An 18,335-nucleotide genomic window follows, 5' to 3' on the forward strand; every position below is an offset into this window, starting at 1 on the left:
AAAAGCTCTCCGGTCAAAGGGGCACTAATGCCTGTATCCCATCTGTTTACCGCTCATGGCAAGAGCCCCGGAACGATTCGGCAGATTGCGCAAAGCGCGCTGCCGTTTACCACAGTTACTGCTTAAATCGACACTAAGGTCGGCAGCAAATGCTTGGGCTTTTTTCCTAGGATGGACGTCTCGCTTTTTATCGGCTGGAGTCCTTCATGGATAGCTTCGATCCTCGTCAAATTTCTGTTCGCAGCGCGCACTTCATCGGCGGTCATTATCGCGATGCCCAGTCAGGCATGGACGTCTCACGCCCCTCCGACGGGCAGGTCTACGCCGGGCTGCCGATTGCTGACGCGGACATGGTGGACGAAGCCGTCAGTAATGCCTGGCAGGCGTTCAAGCACAGTGACTGGGCCAGCCGCCCGCCTCGCGAGAGAGCCCGGGTCATGCGTCGTTGGGCCGACTTGATTGAAGCCGATGGCGCGATCCTGGGACCGCTGGAAGCAGTCGGTTCGACGCGTCCCCACAAAGACGTGCTCGCCTGGGACATTCCTTATGTCGCCGAAGGGATTCGTTTTTTCGCAGAGCTGGCAGACAAGCATGGCGGCGAAGTGGCGGCGACTCAAAGCGACCGGCTGGGCATGCAGATCGCCGAGCCTTACGGCGTGATTGCCGCCATTGCACCGTGGAACTTCCCGCTGAGTATGGGCCACTGGAAAGTCGCCCCGGCGCTGGCAGCGGGTAACGCCGTAGTGCTCAAACCTTCGGAACTGACGCCATTTTCCAGCCTGCGCTTTGCCGAGTTGGCCGTGCAGGCCGGGCTCCCTGCCGGGATGTTCAACGTGGTTCAGGGTGACGGACGCACCACAGGCGACGCGCTGTGTCGTCATCCGCGCATCTCGAAAGTAACCTTCACCGGTTCGACGGCCACAGGCTCCAGCATCATGTCCACTTGCGCACTGGTCGGTCCCAAACCCGTGACACTGGAGCTGGGCGGTAAAAGCCCGCAACTGGTGTTTGCTGACGTGCCTGATCTGGCCAAAACCGCACGCACCGTTGCGCTAGCCATTACCGGTAATGCCGGACAGGTGTGTGTTTCGGGTTCACGACTGTTGATAGAACGCTCGATCATGGCGCCGTTCATTGAGCATCTTCAGGGCTACTTCGCTTCTTTGCGCCCCGGCCCGACCTGGTCACCAGACGCCACGCTGCCGCCGATCATCTCCCATTTGCAGGGCAGCCGCATCGACAACATCGTCCAGCGTGCGCGCCAGGCCGGAGCCGAAGTGCTGGCCGGTGGCGGGCTGTTCGAAGGCATGGGCGGCGCTTATTACCAACCGACATTGCTGACCGCAGTGGACAGCCAAAGCCCGGCAGTCTGCGAAGAGATTTTCGGCCCAGTGCTGACCATTCAGCCATTCGACACCGAAGAACAGGCGCTGCAACTGGCCGAACACGACACCTATGGTCTGTGCGCAGGCGTGCATACGGCTGACCTGAATCGCGCACTGCGACTGATTCGCAAGCTGGAAGTCGGCACCGTCTGGGTCAACCGCTACGGGCGCAGCAACGATTACATCCTGCCAACCGGGGGCTATAAACGCTCCGGCATTGGCAAGGACCTGGGACGTGAAGCGTTTGAAGCCAATCTACGCTTTAAAAGCGTGTTGATCGATATCGCTCAATAGCGGCAGAAACACCGCGCTGCAACGGTAGGAGTGAACTTGTTCGCGAGACTTTTCTCCTGACACACCGCCTCGCCAACAAGTTGCCTCCTACCTGGAAAGCGACAAGCCTGACACACCGCGTTGCAATGGTAGGAGCGAACTTGTTCGCGAGACGCTTCTCCTGACATACCGCCTCGCCAACAAGTTGCCTCCTACCGGGAAAGCGACAAGCCTGAAACACCGCGTCGCAATGGTAGGAGCGAACTTGTTCGCGAGGCTTTTCTCCTGACACACCGCCTCGCCAACAAGTTGCCTCCTACCGGGAAAGCGACAAGCCTGACACACCGCGTTGCAATGGTAGGAGCGAACTTGTTCGCGAGACGCTTCTCCTGACATACCGCCTCGCCAACAAGTTGCCTCCTACCTGGAAAGCGACAAGCCTGAAACATCGCGCTGCAACGGTAGGAGCGAACTTGTTCGCGAGACCTTTCTCCTGACACACCGCCTCGCCAACAAGTTGCCTCCTACCTGGAAAGCGACAAGCCTGAAACACCGCGTCGCAATGGTAGGAGCGAACTTGTTCGCGAGACTTTTCTCCTGACACACCGCCTCGCCAACAAGTTGCCTCCTACCTGGAAAGCGACAAGCCTGACACAACGCGTTGCAATGGTAGGAGCGAACTTGTTCGCGAGACTTTTCTCCTGACACACCGCGCTACAGCGGCAGGCCGAAATACTCAGGTACGTAATAGGCGAGCGACTTAGCCAATCGACCGCTAAATTCGCGTTTCACTCTTCCCAAGGAGCGCCACGGATTGGCTCTTAGCGCAAAAGCACACCAACTTCGTAAAGGTCGCTACTCCGAAATTGGACGGTTCTATATCGTCACTGTTACCACTCATCAGCGCCGCCCTTTCTTCGCCGACTGGAGACTAGGAAGGCTTGTCGTTCAAGAGCTTCGCCGGGCCGAACAGCAAGGCCTGGCTGAATCTTTAGCCTGGGTTGTGATGCCCGATCATCTCCACTGGCTGTTTCAACTCAAGAAGACATCTCTGAGCCTTTTGTTGAAACAGGTCAAAGCCCGAAGCGCTATCGCCCTCAATAAAGTCAGCGGGAGTGAAGGCCAGATCTGGCATCAGGGCTTTTACGATCACGCGCTTCGCCGTGAGGAAAATCTACGCAAACACGCACGCTACATCGTCGCCAATCCCGTGCGGGCAGGCTTGGTGAAGCGTGTAGGAGATTATCCGCTTTGGGATGCGGTCTGGTTGTAGATTCGAACCACCGCCTCATCCCCTCTCGCCAACAAGTTGCCTCCTACCTGAAAAACGACAAGCCTGAAACACCGCGTTGCAATGGTAGGAGCGAACTTGTTCGCGAGGCTTTTCTCCTGACACACCGCCTCGCCAACAAGTTGCCTCCTACCTGGAAAGCGGCAAGCCTGAAACACCGCGTTGCAACGGTAGGAGCGAACTTGTTCGCGAGACCTTTCTCCTGACACACCGCCTCGCCAACAAGTTGCCTCCTACCGGGAAAGCGGCAAGCCTGAAACACCGCGCTGCAACGGTAGGAGCGAACTTGTTCGCGAGACACTTCTCCTGACACACCGCCTCGCCAACAAGTTGCCTCCTACCTGGAAAGCGACAAGCCTGAAACACCGCGATGCAATGGTAGGAGCGAACTTGTTCGCGAGACCTTTCTCCTGACACACCGCCTCGCCAACAAGTTGCCTCCTACCTGGAAAGCGGCAAGCCTGAAACACCGCGTTGCAATGGTAGGAGCGAACTTGTTCGCGAGACGCTTCTCCTGACACACCGCCTCGCCAACAAGTTGCCTCCTACCTGGAAAGCGGCAAGCCTGAAACACCGCGTTGCAATGGTAGGAGCGAACTTGTTCGCAAGGCTTTTCTCCTGACACACTGCCTCGCCAACAAGTTGCCTCCTACCTGGAAAGCGACAATCCTGAAACACCGCGCTGCAACGGTAGGAGCGAACTTGTTCGCGAGGCTTTTCTCCTGACACACCGCCTCGCCAACAAGTTGCCTCCTACCTGGAAAGCGGCAAACCTGACACACCGCGTTGCAATGGTAGGAGCGAACTTGTTCGCGAGGCTTTTCTCCTGACACACCGCATCGCGAGCAAGGGCGGTCTACAAAACAACGGGAGCAGCTTTCTGGCTGCTCCCGTTTTTTATTGGCTTGACGCAGTTTGTGCTGCGCTGGCACAGCATCTGTTCGGCGTCAGCACCATAAGTGCTCATAAAAGTACATAAACACGAGGCTCGCCCAAGGCTGGAGCGCTCCGCAAAGTGTGCTGAGGGCACCCCCTAAAACGGCGTTTTCTATCAAGCAGCCGACGCTTTTAACGTCATCTGCTGATTTCACGGTGTTGTAATGAAGGTGTGGTGCAGCGTTGCATCACGCGCTTTGAATCCGAAGCACAGAGATGCCTCGCCCAGACTTAACGAACTTCAGGACCGCACTCAATGAGCTTTCTTCGTCCCAAATTCATTACGTTCGATTGCTACGGTACGTTGACCAACTTCCACATGGGCGCCATGACCCGCGAACTCTTCGCGGACCGTGTCCCCGCTGAACGCATGGAAGAGTTCGTCAAGGATTTCTCCGCCTATCGCCTGGATCAAGTCATGGGCGACTGGGTGCCTTACGACGAAATCATCAAGACTGCGCTGGAACGTACCTGTAAACGTTGGGGTATCGAATACCGCCAGGAAGGCCAGCTTTACTACGACGCGGTTCCAACATGGGGTCCGCACGCCGACGTTCCGGCAGGTCTGGCAAAAATTGCCGACAAGATCCCTCTGGTGATTTTCTCCAACGCCAGCGACAGCCAGATCATGTCCAACGTGAACATGCTCGGCGCGCCGTTCCACAAAGTCTTCACCGCTGAACAGGCTCAGGCCTACAAGCCTCGCCTACGTGCGTTCGAGTTCATGCTCGACAACCTCGGCTGCGGCCCGCAGGACGTGCTGCACGTTTCCTCGAGCTTCCGTTACGACCTGTTCCCGGCGCATGACATGAAGATCAAGAACCGCGCATTCGTTGCCCGGGGCCATGACGTGCCTGCCAACGAGTCCTACGGCTATCACACCCTCAAGGACATCGGCGGCTTGCCTGCGCTGGTCGGCCTGTAATCCGCATTGCCCACGGTTTCCGGTAACGCCACAGGTAAGGACAGCACCATGCGAAGTGAATCCTACTGGCTTGATACCGCACCGGCATTTGCCGGGGCGCAGACCGGCGCGGTGGAAGGCCAGGTGGATGTCGCCATTGTCGGGGGCGGCTTTACCGGTCTTTCGGCGGCCCGCGCCCTGGCGATGAAAGGCGCAAGCGTGGCAGTCCTGGAAGCTGACCGGGTGATCGGCGAAGCGTCCGGGCGTAACGGTGGCCAGTGCAATACCGGCGTGGCTCAGGATTATTCAGCGCTGACCGCCAGTCTGGGCGCCGACCAGGCCCGCGCGTATTACCTGGCTTACGAAAGCGCTGTAAAGAGTGTCGTCGCGGTGGTCGAGCAGGAGCAGATTGCGTGTGACATGACCCGTAACGGCAAGCTGAAACTGGCCGCCAAACCGATGCACTTCGACGGCATGGCCCGCACCTGCGAGCTGATCCGTCGGGAAGTGGACGCGGACGTCGAGCTTCTGTCCGCGCAAGAAACCCGCGCCGAAGTGGACTCGGCTGAATTCCACGGCGGCTTGTTACAGCGCAACGGCGTGCAGATGCATGTCGGGCGCTTTGGTGTCGGGCTGGCCGATGCTGCCGTGCGTCACGGCGCACAGGTTTTCCAGAACGCCGCAGTAAAAAGCTGGAAAGCCAACGCTTCAGGCTATCTGCTCAACACGGCCAAGGGCTCTATTCAGGCCAAACAGATCATGCTGGCAACCGGTGCTTGCCAGCATGGCGGTCCAGGCTGGTATCGACGGCGCATCGTGCCGGTGGGCAGCTTTGTGATTGTGACCGAGGTGCTGCCTCAAGCTTTGATTGATCAATTGCTGCCGCAGCATCGCGCCTATGTCACCAGCCGCATGATCGGCAATTACTTCCGCCTGACGCCGGATAACCGTTTGCTGTTTGGCGGCCGGGCGCGTTTTGCCATGTCCAATACAACCTCCGACGCCAAGAGCGGCAAGGTATTGCGTGCCGCCATGGTGCAAATGTTCCCGCAACTGGCCAGCGCCAAAGTGGATTACTGCTGGGGCGGTCTGGTGGACATGACCTCCGACCGCTTGCCGCGTGCGGGTGAACACGAGGGCGTTTTTTACTCCATGGGCTACAGCGGCCACGGCGTACAGATGTCCGTCCACATGGGCCAGGTCATGGCCGACGTTATGGATGGCAATCCGCAAGCCAACCCGTGGCGTGAGCTTGACTGGCCAGCCGTTCCAGGACATTTCGGCACCCCGTGGTTCCTGCCGCTGGTGGGCGCGTGGTATCGATTTCAGGATGCCCGGCACTAGATTTTGCGCTTCACCGTCGTTGTGTGCGTTTCAAGGACGCTCCGGTCAACCGTGAGCAACTCATGCATTCCCTTAATCGACAGGTAGAACTGATATGGCTGACAACAAAGACGATTCCCCATTGATCTCAGGCCAGGACAGCCTGCGCGTATTCGAAGGGCTCAATCGCGGTCTTTCACGTCGTGATGCATTACGCATGCTGGGCGTTGCTGGCGTCGTCGCCAGCGGTGCGACGAGTCTGTTCGGTGCAGCGGGCAAAGTCTTCGCCGACGAAGCGGCAGCGCCTGGCAAAGGCAAACCCGGTGGGCGTATTCGTGTAGCAGGCATGTCCAGTTCTACCGCCGACACCCTCGACCCCGCCAAAGGCGCACTGTCCACCGACTATGTCCGCCACTTCATGTTCTACAACGGCCTGACTCGCTTCGACTCGCATCTGGTACCGCAGATGGAGCTGGCCGAGCGCATCGAAAGCGACGACGCCACCTTGTGGACCGTAACGTTGCGCAAGGACGTTACGTTTCACAACGGCAAACCGCTGACACCTGCCGACGTGGTCTTCTCGTTGAACCGTCATAAGGACCCGCTGACCGGTTCAAAGGTCATGCCGTTGATGGCTCAGGTCAGTGAGGTCAAAGCCAGCGGTCCGAACGAAGTACAAATCCGCCTCAGCGCTGCCAACGCCGAGCTGCCCTCGATTCTGGCGGTGTCGCACCTGTTGATCGTTCCGGAGGGCACCACCGACTTCAATCAGGGCATCGGCACCGGGCCGTTCAAGGTCAAGGAATTCAAACCGGGCGTGCGCTCGATCAGCGTGCGCAACCCGAATTACTGGAAGCCGGGCCTGCCATATCTGGACGAAATCGAATTCATCGCGATTGGCGACGAGCCTTCACGGGTCAACGCGCTGCTGTCCGGCGATGTGCACCTGATCAACGAGGTCAACCCGCGCTCCACCGCGCGCATCACTGCCAGCGCCAAGCACAGCGTGTTCGATGCCCCCTCGGGCAACTACACAGACTTGATCATCCGTCAGGACCAGATGCCGGGGCAGAACCCGGACTTCACCTTGGCGATGAAGTACCTGCTGGATCGCGAACAGGTCAAATCGGCGGTGTTCCGGGGCTACGCCCGCGTCGGTAACGACACGCCGATTTCTCCAGGGTCGCGCTACTTCAACGCTGATTTGCCGCAGCGTGTATACGACCCGGAAAAAGCCCGCTTCCACCTGAAAAAGGCCGGTATGGAAAAAATCACCATGGCTGTGGCTGCATCACCTGCTGCCACCGGCTCGGTGGACATTGCAGTGCTGCTGCAACAGTCCGCCAAGGAGGCGGGCCTAACCCTCAACGTCAACCGTCTACCCAGCGACGGCTACTGGTCCAACCACTGGATGAAGCACCCGCTGAGTTTCGGCAACATCAACCCGCGGCCGAACGCCGACGTGATTTTCTCTCAGTTCTTCCAGTCCACTGCGCCCTGGAACGAATCGGCCTGGAAGAACGAGCAGTTCGACCAGTTGCTGATGCTGGCACGCGGTGAAACCGACGAAGCCAAGCGCGCCGAGATGTATGGCGACATGCAGACGCTGGTCCACGACCACTGCGGAATCGGCATCCCCGTCTTCATCAGCAACATCGATGGCGTCGACAAGCGTATCAAAGGCTATGGCAGCAACCCGCTCGGCGGCTTCATGGGCTACATGTTCAGCGAGCAGATCTGGCTGGACGCTTGATTGCGGGTAGTTTCCCCTTTGCCGGAGCAATGCCATGAATAGCAACACACTCTGGTTGATCGGCAAGCGCTTCGGCGCTGCGATCCTGACCTTGCTGATCGTTTCCATGGTGGTCTTCGCCATTACGGCGGTGCTACCCGGCGACGCGGCTCAAGCAGCCCTCGGGCAATTCGCGACGCCTGAACAGGTCGCGGCATTGCGGATAAAAATGGGCCTGGATCAACCGGGTGTGGTGCGTTACCTGAGCTGGTTGATGAACCTGCTCAGTGGCAATTTTGGCGAGTCGGCGTCAAACGCCATGCCGGTTACCGAACTGGTGGGCAGCCGCTTCCCCAACACCTTGATGCTGGCCGGGGCCACCGCGCTGGTTTCAGTTCCGGTGGCATTGGTGCTGGGCATCGGTTCGGCCATGGGACGTGGCGGCCGACTGGACAGCGCGTTGAGTTTCATCACGCTGGCGCTGGTCGCGGTACCGGAGTTTCTGGTGGCGACCCTCGCGGTGCTGATTTTCGCGGTTAACCTGGGCTGGCTGTCGGCGTTGTCCTATGCCAGCGATACCCACTCCCCTCTGGAATTCATACGCACTTATGCACTGCCGGTGATGACCCTGTGCTGCGTGATTGTTGCGCAAATGGCGCGCATGACCCGCGCAGCCGTCATTGATCAACTGGACAGCCCTTACGTGGAAATGGCCCGCCTGAAAGGCGTCAGCCCTGTACGCATCGTGTTGCGCCACGCGTTACCCAATGCCATCGGCCCCATTGCCAATGCCATCGCCTTGAGCCTGTCGTACCTGCTTGGCGGCGTGGTGATCGTCGAGACCATCTTCAACTATCCGGGTGTCGCCAGCTTGATGGTCGACGCCGTGACCAACCGGGACATGGCCCTGGTTCAAGCCTGCACCATGTTGTTCTGCTCAGCGTATCTGGGCCTGGTGCTGATTGCCGACCTGTGCGCCATCCTTTCCAATCCGAGGCTGAGAACCCAATGAATAACCTCATTGTAAAATCGACGCCACCCGGTGCTGACCTGTCATTGGGCAAGGTCGCGCACAGCACATCATGGCTGGGTCTGGCGGGTGCATTCGTGTGCATCTTCTGGCTATTGGTGGCGCTGTTCGGGCCATGGCTCGCCCCTCACCCGGTCGGTGAAGTGGTGTCCAACAACGTCTTCGACAGCATGAGCGGCACGTACCCCTTTGGCACCGATTATCTGGGCCGCGACATGCTCAGCCGGGTGCTGGCCGGATCGCGTTTCACTGTCGGCCTGGCGCTGATTTCCGCTGTGCTGGCGAGCGGTCTGGGCACCAGCCTGGCGCTGCTTGCCGTGGTCGTACCGAAATGGCTGGATGAAGTGATCAGCCGCCTGATGGACGCTTTTATCTCGATCCCCAGCAAGATGCTGGCGCTGATCATGGTCTCAGCGTTTGGCTCATCGGTCACGCTGCTGATCACTACCGCCGTACTGAGCTTTGCACCCGGCGCATTCCGGATCGCGCGTAGTCTGGCGGTCAACATCGAAGCGCTGGAGTACGTGCAAGTCGCGCGCACCCGCGGCGAGCGCCGCTTGTACATCGCCTGTGTGGAAATCCTGCCCAACATGCTTAATCCGGTGCTGACCGATCTGGGCCTGCGCTTTGGCTTCATCGTGCTGCTGCTCAGCGGCATGAGCTTTCTCGGCCTTGGCGTGCAACCGCCCGACGCCGACCTGGGTTCGCTGGTTCGGGAAAATATCGGCGGTTTGAATCAAGGCGCACCCGCCATCGTGATTCCGGCGCTGGCCATCGGCACCCTGACGATCGGAGTGAATCTGTTCATCGACAGGCTCTCGTCACGGCGCAGCCGACGTTCCGGGGGGCATTGATATGAGCCAATTGATCAAGGTCCAGGACCTGCGAGTCGTCGCCAGCGCAGACAGCGGCGACATTGAGATCGTCAAAGGCGTGAGCTTCGCCCTGGAAAAAGGTGAAGTGCTGGCGCTGATCGGTGAGTCCGGCTCTGGCAAAACCACGATTGCCCTGGCCTTGCTGGGTTACGCCCGACGCGGCTGTCGTCTGGCCAGCGGCACGGTGCAGATCGCGGAGCACAACATGCTCGACTTGCCGGAAAGCATCCTGCAAGGGCTGCGCGGCAATCGCGTTTCGTACATTGCACAGAGCGCAGCAGCGGCCTTCAACCCGGCCAAAAGACTGATAGACCAAGTGATCGAAGGCGCGTTGATTCACGGGCTGGGCAAGCGCGCAGCGCTGGAAGCCAAAGCCATCGAACTGTTTCGCGACCTCTCGCTACCCAATCCGGAACAGATTGGTCAGCGTTTCCCGCACCAGGTCTCCGGCGGCCAGTTGCAGCGGGTCATGGCGGCCATGGCACTGATCAGCGATCCGTTGCTGGTGATCCTTGACGAACCCACGACCGCACTGGACGTCACCACTCAGATCGATGTGTTGCGCGCTTTCAAGCGTGTGGTGCGTGAGCGCGGGGCGACGGCGGTCTACGTCTCTCACGACCTGGCCGTAGTGGCGCAAATGGCCGATCAGATTGTGGTACTCAAGGGTGGCCAGATCGTCGAGCAAAGCAACACCGCGGCGCTGCTCAAAGGCCCGGAGCATCCCTACACTCGCAGCCTGCTGGCCGCCGCAAGGCCGGATGCAACATTGCGCCCGGCCAGTGAGGTTGCACAAGACAAGCCGTTGCTGACCATCACGGGCATGTCTGCCGGTTATGGCAATAAAGACCTGCAGGGCAGGCCGATGATTCGCGTGCTGGAAGACATTGATCTGACCATCAACCGGGGTCAGGCGATCGGTGTGATTGGCGAGTCAGGCTCCGGCAAGTCCACCCTGGCTCGGGTCGTAGCCGGTTTACTCGATCCAGCGCGGGGCAGCTTGAGATTTGATGGCGAGCCGCTGTCAGGCGATCTGGCCGGTCGTACGGACGATCAGTTCCGGCGCATTCAAATGGTCTTCCAGAATGCCGACACCGCGTTGAATCCGATGCACAGCATCAGCACTATTCTCGGCCGCCCATTGAAGATGTACTTCAATCTCAAAGGGGCTGCCTTGCGCGAGCGTATCGATGAATTGCTCGATCTGGTGCGCCTGCCCCGGGACATGGCAGAACGACGCCCCGGCGAACTGTCCGGCGGACAAAAGCAGCGGGTCAATCTGGCTCGCGCACTGGCCGCCAAACCAGACCTGATCCTCTGCGATGAAGTCACGTCAGCACTGGACACTGTGGTCGGCGCAGCGATTCTCGAATTGCTGGGCGACTTGCGCCGGGAGCTGGGCGTTTCCTATCTGTTCATCAGCCATGACATCTCCACCGTCCGGGCCTTGTGCGACGACATCGTGGTGATGTACAGCGGTCACAAGGTCGAAGAAGGCAGCCGCGAATCCTTCAGCCAGACACCGTTTCATCCCTACACCGACCTGCTGGTGCATTCGGTCCCCGAATTGCGTCAGGGTTGGCTGGAAACCTGCGGCACCACCACCTGCGGTACGCTGCCAACCATCACCGCGCCGACCAACACACGGGAACTGTGTACCTTTTTGAACCGCTGCCCGCAACGCGTCGAAGGCTTGTGCAACCGCACCGCGCCGGGTCGCCGCGAGATTACTGGTGGCAGCCAGGTACTCTGCCACCTGGACAGCGGCGAGCTGCGGCAAAATCAACAAGAACTGGAAAACATGATCGTGGGAGCCTACGCATGAACGGGCGTTTTGTAAGGCTGGGCGAGCGCGACCGAACCACCGTGAACCTCGTGGTGGACGGCGCGCCGATTGAAGCGTTGCAGGGCGACACCTTGATGGTGGCGCTGCTGACCCAAGGCGTATCGCTGCGCCAGTCGGAGTTCGATCCGGGCCGCCGCGCAGGGTTCTGTCTGATGGGCGCGTGTCAGGACTGTTGGGTCTGGACTCGATCCGGGGAGCGTTTGCGTGCCTGCTCCAGCGAAGCCCGCGAGGGTCTGGATATTGTCACTACACAACCGGAGGCGACATGGCCACTCCACGGGTAGTCATTGTAGGGGCCGGACCAGCCGGTACGCGTTGCGCACAGACGCTGCTCGCCGCCGGGATCAAACCGATCCTGATCGATGAAAATCGCCGCGATGGTGGGCAAATCTATCGTCGTCAGCCTGAAGGTTTCAAGCGAGATTACGCGGCGCTGTACGGCTCCGAAGCCGACAAGGCGCGGGATCTGCACCAGAGCTTTGACCGCCTGCGCGAACACATCGATTACCGTCCCGACACGCTGGTCTGGAACCTCAGCCAGGGTCAACTGTGCTGCGTCCATCAGGGCCAGCATTCAGTTCTCAACTACGACGCGCTGATTCTCTGCACCGGTGCCACTGACCGGTTGATGCCCATCAACGGCTGGCAACTGGCCGGGACTTACAGCCTCGGCGGCGCGCAGATTGCACTCAAGGCGCAATCCGTCTCCATCGGTCACAAAGTCGTGTTCATGGGCAGCGGTCCTTTGTTATATCTGGTCGCCAGCCAATACGTGAAGGCCGGTGCCGAAGTCGCTGCGGTGCTGGACACCTCGCCGCTGAGCAAGCGGATCATGGCCACGCCCAAACTGCTGGCGCGCCCCGGCGTGCTGCTCGAAGGGATGAAGTTGATCGCGCGCCTGCGCAGCGCCAAGGTGCCGGTCCATTTGGGTGTCGCGCCTTTGCATGTCCTGGGCGACGCTCAAACCGGTGTCAGTGGCGTGCGCTTCAAAGACGGCAGAGGCAACCCGCAACAGCTGGATTGCGACGCCGTGGCCCTGGGATATCACCTGCGACCGGAAACCCAACTGGCCGATCTGGCCGGGTGCCGCCTACGCTTCGACGAGGTATCCAGCCAGTGGCTGCTGGACGTCGATGAAGCAGGCCGTACCTCGGTCAGCGGTGTTTATGCCGCAGGTGACGGGGCGAAAATTCGTGGCGCGGACGCCGCTGAACAAGCCGGGCGTCTGGCGGCACTGGCCGTTCTGCAAGACCTGAAACTCCCGGTAGATGTCAGCGTGATGCAAACGCAAACGCGCCAGTTGGCCGTCATGGATCGCTTCCGGGTCGGGTTGGCCGAAGCCTTTCCCTGGCCTTCTTCACAAGCCAGATCGCTGCCCGACGAAACGATTATTTGCCGCTGCGAAATGATCAGCGCAGGCGAACTACGTGGCGTAGTCCGGGAAAAAGGTGCCTGTGAAGTCAACCGTGCCAAAGCCTTCAGCCGGGTGGGAATGGGCCGTTGCCAAGGGCGTTATTGTTCGCAGGCCGGGGCAGAAGTGATCGCCGCCGAAGCGGGCGTCGCCGTGGAGCTGGTCGGCCGTCAGCGTGGACAGGCACCGATCAAGCCGTTGTCGATGCTTACTGATGAGGTCGTGTCATGAAACAGCAAAAATCCGATGTACTGATTGTCGGCGGCGGCTTCATGGGCTCGGCCACAGCGTTTTTCCTGCGTCAGCGCGGCCAGTCGGTGACGTTGCTGGAACGCGACATGATCGGCCAGTACGCCAGCGGCGTTAACTTCGGCAACGTGCGGCGCCAGGGTCGCTTCCTCGGCCAACTGGAACTGGCCAACCGCTCCCGCGCCTTGTGGGGCCGTCTGCCGGAGCTGATTGGCGAGGATCTGGAATTCCTGCCCAGCGGCCATATGCGCGTCTGTTATCGCGAAGATGAAATCGCCGAGCTGGAAGCCTATGCCGCAGCACCCGAAGCCCGCGAGCTGGACCTACGTATCTACAGTGGCCGCGAACTGCATCAGCGTTTTCCATTCCTTGGGCCGGTGGTCAAAGGCGGCTCTTATGCGCCTCACGATGGTCACGCCAATCCACGTCTGGCGGCCCCCGCCTTTGCCCGCGCAGCGATCCGCGCCGGGGCGCGCATTGAAGAGCGCACTGAGGTCACCGAGGTGCAGAAAGTCGGCAGCCAGTTCGAAGTCACGACCCGCGACGGTCGGGTGTTCAGCGCCGATCAGTTGCTGATTACCGCAGGCGCCTGGGGACAAAAGCTGTCCACACAGTTCGGCGAGCCGGTGCCACTGGAAACGTTTGGCCCGCAGATGGCAGTCACCGAACCCGTGCCCTACGCCCTGCCAACGGTCATTGGCGTCTACACCAAAATCGCCGAGGAAGTGATTTATTTCCGCCAGATCCCCCGTGGCAACATCATCATTGGCGGCGGCTTTCGCAGCAAGCCGGACATGGTCAACAAACGGGCCGTAGTCGAACCACGCAGCACCATCAATCAATTGCAGCAGATGCGGCGTTTATTGCCCGGCGTCGCTAACCTGAACATCATCCGGGTATGGAGCGGCATCGAAGGCTATCTTCCGGATTCGCTGCCAGTCATGGGCCGTAGCGGCAATGTCGATGGCCTGTTTTACGCGTTCGGCTTCTGCGGCCACGGCTTTCAGCTCGGCCCTGGTGTCGGCGATGTGATGGCCGAATTGCTCAGTACCGGCAGCACCAGCACCTCGATTGCGCCTTTCGATATCCGTCGCTTTGCCAGCGCCAGCAATCAACAGAGCAAAGCCTCATGAAGCCGCGTGTACGGGAGATATTCAACCGCCTGCTGGCATTCGATACCGTGTCATCTCAGTCGAACATGGCGCTCATTGAATACGTGCGGGATCTGCTGGCTGTCAAAGGGATTGACGCGCTGATCGTCAAGGATGAAACCGGGCTCAAAGCCAATCTGTTCGCCAGCACCGGACCAAAAGATCAGCCGGGGATTTTGCTCTCTGGCCACACCGATGTGGTGCCGGTCGCGGGCCAGGCCTGGACCATGCCAGCGTTTCAGGCCACCGAGCGCGACGGGCGGATTTACGGGCGCGGCAGTTGCGACATGAAGGGCTTCATCGCTCTCGCCATTGATTGCATGCTCGATGCCGCCGATCAGAACCTGACCCGCCCACTGCAACTGGCGTTGTCCCATGACGAAGAAATCGGCTGCGTGGGTGTACGACGCTTGCTGGACGTGTTGCATCTGGCGCCGCAACGGCCGTTTCTTTGCATCGTCGGTGAACCGACCAACATGCAGTTTGCGCTGGGCCACAAAGGTAAAAGCTCTTTCCGGACCTTCTGTCGCGGCCAGGAAGCGCACTCCTCTCTCGCACCGCTGGCCGTCAACGCCATTCATCTGGCCAGCGATTTCATTGCCTCGCTGCGTCTCAGTCAAAAGCAACTGCAACAACATGGCGCACAGGACGCCGACTACGACATTCCGTACAGCACGGTGCATGTCGGTCGGATCGACGGCGGCAAGGCGCTGAACATCGTGCCGAATCTTTGCACGCTGGATTTCGAACTGCGCAATCTCAATGCGGATGATCCAGAACTGTTTCTCGACCAGTTACGCGAACAGGCTGAAGCCATCGTTCACGAAGCACGCAAGGTCTCGGCAGTGGCCGCCATCGAGATCGAAACCCTGAACGAGTATCCCGGTCTGGACACTCATCCCAGCGTTGAAGCCGTGCGTTTGCTGCAAGCGTTTGCCCCGGCGGAAACCTCACGCGTCAAGGTGTCCTACGGTACCGAAGGCGGCCTGTTCGCTCAGCGTCTGAATGTTCCGGTTGTGGTCTGCGGCCCTGGTTCCATCGAGCAAGCGCACAAGCCGGACGAGTTTATCGAGGTCAGTCAAATGATTGCCGGGGAGAAATTTTTAGGCGGTTTGCTGGGATCGTTGATGCGTTGATGTGATCGCGATTCCTGTTGGAGAGATGTCCCTGTGGGAGCAGAGCTTGCTCGCGATAAGGCTGGAAGCTATTTACTTTAGATCGCATCCAGCCTTATCGCGGGCAAGCCCTGCTCCCACAGGGATTGTATTTACAGATCAATGTAGAATCGCCATCAATACCCCTGCCCGCGATCCACCTGACCCAGCATCGGCTCGCCACGCTCGAAGCGGCGAATGTTTTCCAGCAGGCCGGGGAACGCACTGTCAGGCTGGGTCATCGCAGCAATATGCGGCGTAAGCAGTATCTGCGGGTGATTCCAGAATGGATGCGCAGGATCAGCAGGCTCCTGTTGCAATACATCCAGCACTGCCGCGCTGAGCTGCCCGCTGTCCAGCACCTGCAGCAGATCCTGCTCAATCAAATGCCCACCGCGCCCCATGTTCACCAGCGCAGCGCCTTCAGGCATCTGCTCGAATAACTCGCGATTGAGAATGCCCGTGGTCTGCTCGGTCAACGGCAGTACGCATACCAGAATGTCGCACTGCCCCAGAAATGCGGACAACTGTGCGCTGCCCGCATAACACGCGACACCTTCAATCTGATGCTCACTGCGCGCCCAGCCCGATAACTCGAAGCCGAAATTCTGCAAGCTGGCGAGAATCTGTTGCGCCTGTAATCCCAGGCCCATGACACCGACTCGACGTTTGCTGGCTGGCACCAGCCGATGCGCCTGCCAATGGCTTTCAATCTGTTGCTGCCGATAACGCAACATGTCCCGGTGCAGGCTCAATACCGCGAAGCACGCGTATTCACACATGCCCCGACCAATCCCCGGATCCAGCAAGCGCACTACTGGCAATGTATCGGGAAGGCGGCTCAGATCCAGTTGATCGACACCCGCCGACAAGGCAAACACCACCTGCAAGTTCGGCAACAGAGTTTGCACGTCATCAGGGGCGAGCCAGGCGGCAAGGTAAGTGATGTCCTGCGGATCGCCAATATCAGGCCAGGCACGCCACTCGATATCGGGGGCATGTTCGGCAAACAGAGCCTTCCACTGCTCGCCCCTTGCGGGATCAGCTTTATAGAGCAACGCCATGAATGAGTCCTGAACGTGAAGGTGTCATTCATGATGCCTGAGATGCAAAGCAGCATTGGCTGAAAGGACCGCGTTTACGGCGTAGCGTGCTGTTTATGGGAGATGGCGCGACAGATTCAAGCATGTAAACGATGAACCTGTAGGAGCTGCCGAAGGCTGCGATTGCGGCCTGTCTGCTAAACAGCTTTCGCAGCTTTCGGCAGCCCTTATCAAACAACGAATAACTATCTGATTTAAATGCTTTTTACTGTAGGAGCGCTTGGTCTGGGAAGATAGCGACAGCAGAGGCGATAGAGTCATCGACTGACAGACCGAATCGCGGGCAAGCGCGCTCCTACAGGTCCTATGTTTGCCGTGAGACAGCGCGGTGTCATGGACAGCGGGACAGTTCCTACAGGAGAAGCATTTCGAGTCAAATAACCTCAATCCTGCCGCTGAACCTTGACCCCCAACGATTGCAACGCATCCCAATAACCGGGGTAGGTCTTGCCGACGCAGTCAGGGTCCTGAATCCGGATACCGGCGATTTTCAGTCCGGCGAGGGCGAAACACATGGCGATGCGGTGATCAGCGTGGGTATCGATCAACGCATCCACGGTGCGACCTGCCAACTGAGGATCGGCGTGGACGATCAGGTCGTCACCCTCTTCCACCGCCAGCCCCGGCGCAATGGCACACAAGCCGTGGGACAGCGCGGAGATGCGGTCACATTCCTTGACCCGCAGATTCGCGATGCCCACGAAGCGGACCGGCTGATTGTTGAAAGCTGCGAGCACGGCCAGTGTCGGAATCGCGTCCTGCATTTGCGAACCGTCGATAACGGACGGCATGTTCGGGAAACGCTCGATCAACTGACTGGCTAAGGCATCAGGCTGAGTGAAATCTTCAGTGGCGACACCCAGATCAATTGTACCGCCGGTGATGGCCTGCGCCGCCCATAAGTAAGTCGCTGCCGACGCATCCGGCTCGATATGAAAATCCGTCGCCTTGTAGCCGGTAGCCAGGACTTTCCAGGCGGTGTCGCTGATCACTTCGACTTCAGCACCAAAGGCTTTCATCGCGGCCAGTGTCAGGTCTACGTAACCGCGCGCGCCGATATCACTGCCGGTCAGCGCCACTTCAATTGGCCCCTTGCCACAGGCACCCGCCATCAACAGTGCCGAGACGTACTGACTGGACAGGTTACCGTCGATTTCGATACGCCCGGCCGCCAGACCGCCTTGCCCTTTGATCGCCACCGGTGGGCAACCAGTCGGTGAACTGACATCGACGCCCATGCGCTGCAAGGCATCGACCAGTGGGCCGATAGGACGCTTACGCATGTATTCGTCGCCATCAACGACAAACTCACCGTCAAAGTTGGCCAGCGCCGCCGTCAGAAAACGCGTTGCGGTGCCCGCATTACCCAGAAACAGTGCTTGCCCGGGTGCATGCCACTGGCCGTTGCTGGTGACCACAAAGGTGCTGTCGTCCGGCTCATCAACCTGCACGCCCATGAGGCGCAAGGCTTCTGACATCACGCGCGTGTCGTCACTCTTCAGCGCACCGCTCAAACGGCTGGTGCCTTTGGCCAGGCCAGCCAGCAACAGCGCGCGATTAGTGATGGATTTCGAGCCCGGCGGGCTCACACGCCCGATCAATGGCTGGTCGACAGGGGTTACGGTGAGAGTGGATTGTGGTCGCATGATGTCCGTGATCGTCGCCGGAAAAA

General features: G+C 59.5%; 14 protein-coding genes. 12 read left to right on the forward strand and 2 right to left on the reverse strand.

The features are described 5' to 3' along the window. Nucleotides 1-206: 206 nt before the first annotated feature. The 12 genes from K3169_RS26210 (at nt 207) to argE (ending at nt 15,542) form a co-directional block, all read left to right on the forward strand. Nucleotides 207-1,679 carry an aldehyde dehydrogenase family protein gene (locus K3169_RS26210; RefSeq protein WP_263268806.1) on the forward strand — a complete coding sequence of 491 codons (1,473 nt, stop codon included), beginning with the start codon at nt 207-209 and terminating at the stop codon, nt 1,677-1,679. Nucleotides 1,680-2,472: 793 nt separating this feature from the next. After that, on the forward strand, nt 2,473-2,931 hold the full coding sequence (locus K3169_RS26215) for an REP-associated tyrosine transposase (RefSeq protein ID WP_263268808.1): 459 nt from the start codon (nt 2,473-2,475) through the stop codon (nt 2,929-2,931). 1,210 nt (nt 2,932-4,141) lie between these two features. Continuing rightward, nucleotides 4,142-4,810, forward strand: coding sequence for a haloacid dehalogenase type II (locus K3169_RS26220; protein ID WP_263268810.1), 669 nt, complete (start codon nt 4,142-4,144; stop codon nt 4,808-4,810). Between the two features lie 48 nt (nt 4,811-4,858). Then, complete coding sequence (locus K3169_RS26225) at nt 4,859-6,133, forward strand: NAD(P)/FAD-dependent oxidoreductase (RefSeq protein ID WP_263268812.1); 1,275 nt, start codon at nt 4,859-4,861, stop codon at nt 6,131-6,133. A 94-nt stretch (nt 6,134-6,227) separates the two neighbouring features. Further along, the gene (locus K3169_RS26230; RefSeq protein WP_263268814.1) at nt 6,228-7,865 is read left to right on the forward strand and encodes an ABC transporter substrate-binding protein; all 1,638 of its coding nucleotides are present in this window, start codon (nt 6,228-6,230) and stop codon (nt 7,863-7,865) included. Between the two features lie 34 nt (nt 7,866-7,899). Continuing rightward, nucleotides 7,900-8,856, forward strand: a complete 957-nt coding sequence (locus K3169_RS26235) for an ABC transporter permease (protein ID WP_027901144.1) — start codon at nt 7,900-7,902, stop codon at nt 8,854-8,856. Next, nucleotides 8,853-9,728 (forward strand): ABC transporter permease, encoded by an 876-nt coding sequence (locus K3169_RS26240; RefSeq protein ID WP_263268817.1) that lies wholly within the window; start codon nt 8,853-8,855, stop codon nt 9,726-9,728. Before K3169_RS26235 ends, K3169_RS26240 begins: the two co-directional genes overlap by 4 nt. 1 nt (nt 9,729) lies before the next feature. Then, complete coding sequence (locus K3169_RS26245; RefSeq protein WP_263268819.1) at nt 9,730-11,574, forward strand: ABC transporter ATP-binding protein; 1,845 nt, start codon at nt 9,730-9,732, stop codon at nt 11,572-11,574. Further along, the gene (locus K3169_RS26250) at nt 11,571-11,879 is read left to right on the forward strand and encodes a (2Fe-2S)-binding protein (RefSeq protein WP_027901147.1); all 309 of its coding nucleotides are present in this window, start codon (nt 11,571-11,573) and stop codon (nt 11,877-11,879) included. The genes K3169_RS26245 and K3169_RS26250 overlap by 4 nt, the downstream gene beginning before the upstream one ends. Continuing rightward, on the forward strand, nt 11,861-13,237 hold the full coding sequence (locus K3169_RS26255; RefSeq protein WP_263268822.1) for an NAD(P)/FAD-dependent oxidoreductase: 1,377 nt from the start codon (nt 11,861-11,863) through the stop codon (nt 13,235-13,237). Before K3169_RS26250 ends, K3169_RS26255 begins: the two co-directional genes overlap by 19 nt. Beyond that, complete coding sequence (locus K3169_RS26260) at nt 13,234-14,388, forward strand: NAD(P)/FAD-dependent oxidoreductase (RefSeq protein WP_231667356.1); 1,155 nt, start codon at nt 13,234-13,236, stop codon at nt 14,386-14,388. Before K3169_RS26255 ends, K3169_RS26260 begins: the two co-directional genes overlap by 4 nt. Further along, nucleotides 14,385-15,542 carry an acetylornithine deacetylase gene (gene argE / locus K3169_RS26265; protein ID WP_263268825.1) on the forward strand — a complete coding sequence of 386 codons (1,158 nt, stop codon included), beginning with the start codon at nt 14,385-14,387 and terminating at the stop codon, nt 15,540-15,542. Before K3169_RS26260 ends, argE begins: the two co-directional genes overlap by 4 nt. Before the next feature lie 155 nt (nt 15,543-15,697). Here the strand turns inward: argE and K3169_RS26270 are convergent, their stop codons facing one another. Continuing rightward, nucleotides 15,698-16,624: a 2-hydroxyacid dehydrogenase gene (locus tag K3169_RS26270; RefSeq protein WP_027901151.1), complete on the reverse strand. Its 927-nt coding sequence runs from the start codon at nt 16,622-16,624 to the stop codon at nt 15,698-15,700. 422 nt (nt 16,625-17,046) lie between these two features. Next, on the reverse strand, nt 17,047-18,309 hold the full coding sequence (gene aroA, locus K3169_RS26275; RefSeq protein WP_263268827.1) for a 3-phosphoshikimate 1-carboxyvinyltransferase: 1,263 nt from the start codon (nt 18,307-18,309) through the stop codon (nt 17,047-17,049). Nucleotides 18,310-18,335 lie beyond the last annotated feature (26 nt).

It is taken from the genome of Pseudomonas phytophila (genome assembly GCF_025643095.1).
GTDB lineage: Bacteria > Pseudomonadota > Gammaproteobacteria > Pseudomonadales > Pseudomonadaceae > Aquipseudomonas > Aquipseudomonas quasicaspiana.

Bases quoted from the DNA above. Each gene is read 5' to 3' on its own strand.
- K3169_RS26245 (WP_263268819.1), top strand. From the start codon at position 9,730: ATGAGCCAATTGATCAAGGTCCAGGACCTGCGAGTCGTCGCCAGCGCA.
- K3169_RS26225 (WP_263268812.1), top strand. From the start codon at position 4,859: ATGCGAAGTGAATCCTACTGGCTTGATACCGCACCGGCATTTGCCGGG.
- K3169_RS26220 (WP_263268810.1), top strand. From the start codon at position 4,142: ATGAGCTTTCTTCGTCCCAAATTCATTACGTTCGATTGCTACGGTACG.
- K3169_RS26240 (WP_263268817.1), top strand. From the start codon at position 8,853: ATGAATAACCTCATTGTAAAATCGACGCCACCCGGTGCTGACCTGTCA.
- K3169_RS26210 (WP_263268806.1), top strand. From the start codon at position 207: ATGGATAGCTTCGATCCTCGTCAAATTTCTGTTCGCAGCGCGCACTTC.
- argE (WP_263268825.1), top strand. From the start codon at position 14,385: ATGAAGCCGCGTGTACGGGAGATATTCAACCGCCTGCTGGCATTCGAT.
- K3169_RS26270 (WP_027901151.1), bottom strand. From the start codon at position 16,624: ATGGCGTTGCTCTATAAAGCTGATCCCGCAAGGGGCGAGCAGTGGAAG.
- K3169_RS26255 (WP_263268822.1), top strand. From the start codon at position 11,861: ATGGCCACTCCACGGGTAGTCATTGTAGGGGCCGGACCAGCCGGTACG.
- K3169_RS26230 (WP_263268814.1), top strand. From the start codon at position 6,228: ATGGCTGACAACAAAGACGATTCCCCATTGATCTCAGGCCAGGACAGC.
- K3169_RS26235 (WP_027901144.1), top strand. From the start codon at position 7,900: ATGAATAGCAACACACTCTGGTTGATCGGCAAGCGCTTCGGCGCTGCG.
- K3169_RS26250 (WP_027901147.1), top strand. From the start codon at position 11,571: ATGAACGGGCGTTTTGTAAGGCTGGGCGAGCGCGACCGAACCACCGTG.
- K3169_RS26260 (WP_231667356.1), top strand. From the start codon at position 13,234: ATGAAACAGCAAAAATCCGATGTACTGATTGTCGGCGGCGGCTTCATG.
- aroA (WP_263268827.1), bottom strand. From the start codon at position 18,309: ATGCGACCACAATCCACTCTCACCGTAACCCCTGTCGACCAGCCATTG.